The following is a 1,450-nucleotide window of genomic DNA, read 5'->3' as shown; positions in this document are numbered from 1 at the left end:
GGGACGAACACATTTTATACGAATGGACGCAGGAGATTTGTGAATATCGGTTGCATGTGTATTTTGAGAGGAGAGGTGAAGGGAAACGTTGAAGACTCCTTTCTGGGCGAAAGTTTTTTGAGAATATATTTGCAATGAAAAGGGGATGAAGCGTTCATGCCTTCGATTTATGAAAGACTACGCTGTCCAATTTGTGCGAGAAAATTCAAACGCCAAGACAAAGTCGTCCTCGATATGATCAACACGGTCATCCATCAAGAATGTTACCATACGTACACCGAAAAACCGTTGCTTCCAATAAAAGACGAAGGATCGTTTCGGAAAATGGTGGCGACGTATGAGTTTTTTTGGGATGATTAACATAGGGCGTTTTCCATCAAAATACGGAGCTCTCTAACATTATGTAGCGGTCATAGCAAACAAATGGAAACATGGGCGTGGTGACCGTAGCTTGGCACTTGTTTTTGATTGCCTACTCCTACCCATGTCATACGAAGCGCTTGATACGCGCGAACATGCGTCTCATCGACATCAAGCAGAACCATTTCCTCCGTGATTAGTTTTTTTTATAAACTCGAGTTCTTTTTCAAAAGCAGCTTGAAGCACTGGATCGCCTTTGACGAGCGTATACGTCGGGCGTGTCCATGACAAGCAAAGACGATGCAATAACTTACGAATGCCTTCACGTGACATCGAAACGCCATAGGTATGTTGGATGTAAGATTGCAACAGGCGTGTGTTCCATGACGAAGTAATGCCAAAGCCGACCTCCACAGGGGTGGTGGTTAACACGAGTTGTCTGATTTCTTGTTGTTGTTCTTTCGTAAGAAATGGCACGCGACCAGGTGGCAAGCGCCGATCAAGTAAACAATCGAGCCCTCCTTCATTAAACCGTGCGACGTAGAGAGCAACCGATTGACGGCATAGATGGACCATTTTTGCGACATCTTTTCCGAGATACCCTTCCATGACGAGGCGAACGGAGGTGACCCGAGCACGAAGAGAAGCATCTTTGATTTTCCGTTCTTGTTTCCGAAGTGTTCGAGGTGTCCAGCCGTGATCATTTGTAATTTTAAGACGTTTCATGTTATTTCCGCTCCTTTTATACATGGGTATGTAGGAGCAGTATAACCATGGAAAAGGGTGTTCATACAGAAGTCATTACTTTAAAGTGCATGTATATAGATAAACAGTTAAAGCATGTTTAATCGCCCTCCCCCTATGTATCAAAGGAGGAGGCAATTCATTTATGTAACGATTATCAAAATTAGGTAAAAATTAAGATACCAAACTATTTTGCACCTTTATATGGAATTATAGTATAATAATTGGTGATCATGATAAAGAGGGGGGTAATGTCAATTTTGCAGAAATCAATTTCCGAAAATACAGTGGAGAAGTTTTTGAGTTTTGAAGATACAAAGATAAGATTAAATATGTTTGAACAGAA

At 41.7% G+C, this 1,450-nt stretch carries 3 protein-coding genes; 1 reads left to right on the top strand and 2 read right to left on the bottom strand.

Features of this window, described 5'->3' with window-relative positions:
- Positions 1-156: 156 nt before the first annotated feature.
- Positions 157-360, top strand: a complete 204-nt coding sequence (locus M4I42_RS16825) for a hypothetical protein (RefSeq protein ID WP_268853183.1) — start codon at positions 157-159, stop codon at positions 358-360.
- 50 nt (positions 361-410) lie between these two features.
- On the opposite strand, the gene M4I42_RS16820 is transcribed toward M4I42_RS16825, so the two are convergent.
- Entirely contained in the window at positions 411-545 is a 135-nt protein-coding gene (locus M4I42_RS16820) for a hypothetical protein (RefSeq protein ID WP_268853182.1), read from the bottom strand.
- Positions 532-1,086 (bottom strand): helix-turn-helix domain-containing protein, encoded by a 555-nt coding sequence (locus M4I42_RS16815; RefSeq protein WP_268853181.1) that lies wholly within the window; start codon positions 1,084-1,086, stop codon positions 532-534. Before M4I42_RS16815 ends, M4I42_RS16820 begins: the two co-directional genes overlap by 14 nt.
- Positions 1,087-1,450: the final 364 nt, after the last annotated feature.

Source organism: Anoxybacillus sp. J5B_2022 (assembly GCF_026847645.1).
Lineage (GTDB): Bacteria > Bacillota > Bacilli > Bacillales > Anoxybacillaceae > Anoxybacteroides.
This window is presented reverse-complemented; position numbering and strand designations above follow the sequence as displayed.